The 3,335-nt window shown below is 73.1% G+C and carries 3 protein-coding genes and 1 pseudogene; 3 read left to right on the top strand and 1 reads right to left on the bottom strand.

All coding sequences use genetic code 11. The features are described from left to right. From E1200_RS34200 to E1200_RS32175, 3 genes and pseudogenes are all read left to right on the top strand, one after another. A pseudogene (locus E1200_RS34200) lies at nt 1–613 on the top strand (hypothetical protein); the annotation flags it as partial. A 277-nt stretch (nt 614–890) separates the two neighbouring features. Then, entirely contained in the window at nt 891–1,670 is a 780-nt protein-coding gene (locus E1200_RS32180) for an electron transfer flavoprotein subunit beta/FixA family protein (protein ID WP_131956270.1), read from the top strand. A gap of 23 nt (nt 1,671–1,693) precedes the next feature. Beyond that, a complete protein-coding gene (locus tag E1200_RS32175; protein ID WP_131956268.1) occupies nt 1,694–2,644 on the top strand; it encodes an electron transfer flavoprotein subunit alpha/FixB family protein in 951 nt (316 codons plus the stop codon). A gap of 63 nt (nt 2,645–2,707) precedes the next feature. Here the strand turns inward: E1200_RS32175 and E1200_RS32170 are convergent. Continuing rightward, a partial coding sequence (locus E1200_RS32170) for an MFS transporter (RefSeq protein WP_131956266.1) occupies nt 2,708–3,335 on the bottom strand: 628 nt, incomplete at its 5' end.

Genomic DNA, 3,335 nt, shown 5'->3' with positions numbered 1-3,335 from the left:
GCCCAACCCGCCGCCCGTCCCGGCCCCCACGGCACCCGCGGGCGACCGCGTACCGGTGCCGGCCGCCCGGATGCGCGGCCCGGCCGTCGCCCGCGGCTGGGCACGGCTGCTCGCGGCCATGGTCGTGGTCATCGCCGTGGCGGGCGCGGTCATCGCTCCGGTCGTGGGGCTCCTGCTGACGCTCGTGGCCGTGACCCTGCTGCGGGCGGCGCCGCACGGCACCGGGTCGCGCGCGGCCGGGCGGACGCTGCTGACCGTCCCGTACGCGGCGGCGGCCATGGTCGCCGTCCCGCTCGGACTCGTCGCGGTGTCGGCGGTCGGCGGCGAGATCGACTCGCTCACCGCCGCCGCGTTCGGGGCCGGGGCGGGCGCCGCGGTGCTGTGGACCGGGCCGGGCGTCGGCGCCCCCCGCCGCCGGCTGGAGCGGATGTTCCTGCCGGTCGTGCGGCGCCCCCGGCGGCTCGCGGCGGCGGTCGCCGTCCTCGGCGGGCTCGCCCTGCTCGCGGCGGTCGGCGCGCTGGCGCTCACGCCGAGCTTCGCCCCGATGTACGGGCTGCAGGGCTCGGTGGAGGGCACGCTGGACCGCCTGCAGACCGCCGTCAACAGGTTCTGAGACGTGAAACGCGTCACGCCCGATTCGGAACGCCGTGAACCAGGCAAACCGGGCGGCCAGGTGGGTAAGGTCTCACAAGCTGGGATTTGCCAGTGAGCTACTCGCAAGTAACATAGTATCCGCACGGCCGTATCAGGGACCCGGCTCCGAAGCGCGTTCGGGTGTTTGGCAGGCTGTGACTTCGAGAACGCACGTCCGCGTCGACCCGCCCAGGGGCGGCGCCCCTCCGCCGCCGTACAAAGCGGCCAACTGAGTGCAGGGAGGTCGGCCACCGGCCATGAACATCGTCGTCCTGGTGAAGCAGGTTCCCGATACGGAGAGCCCGCGCAAGCTGAAGTCCGATGACAGCACGCTCGACCGCGCCGCGGCTGACGGCGTCATCAACGAGCTCGATGAGTACGCGATCGAAGAGGCGCTGCTCATCAAGGAGGCCCAGGGCGGCGAGGTGACCGTTCTGACCATGGGCCCCGACAAGGCGACCGACTCGATCCGCAAGTCCCTGGCCATGGGCGCGGACAAGGCCGTGCACCTCGTCGACGACGGCCTCGCCGGCTCCGACGCGCTGCAGACCTCGTACGCCATCCAGCAGGCCCTCGGCCGCACCGGCTTCGACCTGGTGATCCTCGGCGCGGAGTCCACCGACGCGCGCACCGGCGTGCTCGCCGCGATGCTCGCCGAGCGGCTCGGCGTCCCGCAGGTCTCGCTCGCCAACAAGGTCGAGATCGAGGGGACGACCATCAAGGCGCAGCGGCAGACCGACTACGGCTTCGACCGGGTCGAGGCGAGCCTGCCCGCGGTCGTCAGCGTCGTCGAGAAGATCAACGAGCCGCGCTACCCCTCGTTCAAGGGGATCATGGCGGCCAAGAAGAAGCCGGTCGAGACGCTCGGCCTGGGCGACGCCGGCATCGACGCCTCGCAGGTCGGCCTGGCGAACGCCGCCACCGAGGTGGTCGACTTCGCCGAGGCGCCCCCGCGCGCCAAGGGTGAGATCGTCACCGACGAGGGCGACGGCGGCGCGCGCATCGCCGAGTTCCTCGCGTCGAAGAAGTTCGTCTGACCGGGGAAGGGGATTAGCGAACAATGGCAGAGATTCTCGTCCTCGTCGACCATGTCGACGGTGAGGTCAAGAAGGTCACGCTCGAACTGCTGACGCTGGCGAACCGGCTCGGCGAGGCCGCCGCGGTATGGGTCGGCCCGGGCTACGAGAACGCGAAGGACCGGCTCGCCGAGTACGGTGCGGGCAAGGTCTACGTGGCCGCCGACGAGGAGCTCACCTCCTACGTCGTCGCCCCGAAGGCCGCGCTGCTCGCGCAGCTCGTCGCGGACAAGTCCCCCGGCGCGGTGCTCGTCGCCGCGACCGGCGAGGGCAAGGAGGTCGCCGGCCGGCTCGCGGTCAAGACCGGCTCCGGTGTGCTCACCGACGTCGTGGACGTCGCCGACGGCTTCGTCGCCGAGCACTCCATCTTCGGCGGCGCGATCATCGCGCACGCCAAGGTGCGCACCGGCACGCCGATCATCGCCGTCCGGCCGAACTCGGTGGCCCCCGAGGCCGCCCCGGCCAGCCCGGCCGAGGAGCAGGTGTCGGTCAACCTGTCGGACGCCGACAAGGGCACGAAGATCGTGGAGAAGGTCGTCCAGGAGAAGGGCGAGCGCCCGGACCTGACCGAGGCCGCGATCGTCGTCTCCGGCGGCCGCGGCGTCGGCGGCGCCGACAACTTCCCGATCATCGAGGGGCTCGCCGACTCGCTCGGCGCGGCGGTGGGCGCGTCCCGCGCCGCGACCGACGCCGGGTGGTACCCGCACTCGTTCCAGGTCGGGCAGACCGGCAAGACCGTCTCGCCGCAGCTGTACATCGCGGTCGGCATCTCCGGCGCCATCCAGCACCGGGCCGGCATGCAGACCTCGAAGACGATCGTCGCCATCAACAAGGACCCCGAGGCGCCGATCTTCGAGCTCGTCGACTACGGCGTGGTGGGCGACCTGTTCCAGGTCGCGCCGCAGCTCACCGAGGAGATCAACAAGCGCAAGTGACTCCGGCGCACGGCCCCGGCGACGCATGTCGCCGGGGCCGTCCGCATGTCGCCGGGGCGCGGCTCAGGCCGGTACCGGCTCCGGGTCGGTACCGTCCGGGGCGGGGGCGGTGTCCGGCCGGGCCGGGACGGTGATGTCCCCCTCGGTGCGGAGCGGGACGAAGCGCGCCGCGGCGGCGATGATCAGTGCCAGCACGACGACCATGCCCACGCCGACCCGCAGGGACGTGGCCTCCGACAGGAAGCCGACCACGACCGGGCCGAGCAGGAGGCCGCCGTAGCCCATGGCGCCGACCTGCGCGACCGCCGCGGCGGGGCGGTCCGGGGCGGCGGTGCCCGCCAGCGAGATCGTCGTCGGGACGATCGTGCAGACCACCAGCCCGGTCGCGAAGAACCCGGCGAGCGCGACGCCCGGGCCGGGGGCGAGCACGACGACGGTCATGCCGAGCGCGGTGCCGAGCCCGGCGGCGGTCAGCAGCCGCCGGGTGCCGAGCCGCGTCCGGATCCGGTCACCGGCGAGCCGGCCGATCAGCATCGCCAGCTCGAACACCGGGTAGCCGGCCGCGGCCACCGCCTCGCCGGCGCCCAGCTCGTCGTGCAGGAGCAGGCCGCTCCAGTCGGCGATCGTCCCCTCCGTCATGAACGCGATGAACCCGAGGGCGCCGATCAGGTACACGGCGGCGGGCATGCGG

It is taken from the genome of Actinomadura sp. GC306 (assembly GCF_004348665.1).
GTDB lineage: Bacteria > Actinomycetota > Actinomycetes > Streptosporangiales > Streptosporangiaceae > Spirillospora.
The sequence above is the reverse complement of the archived record's forward strand: the minus strand, read 5'-3'. Positions and strand labels throughout refer to the sequence as shown.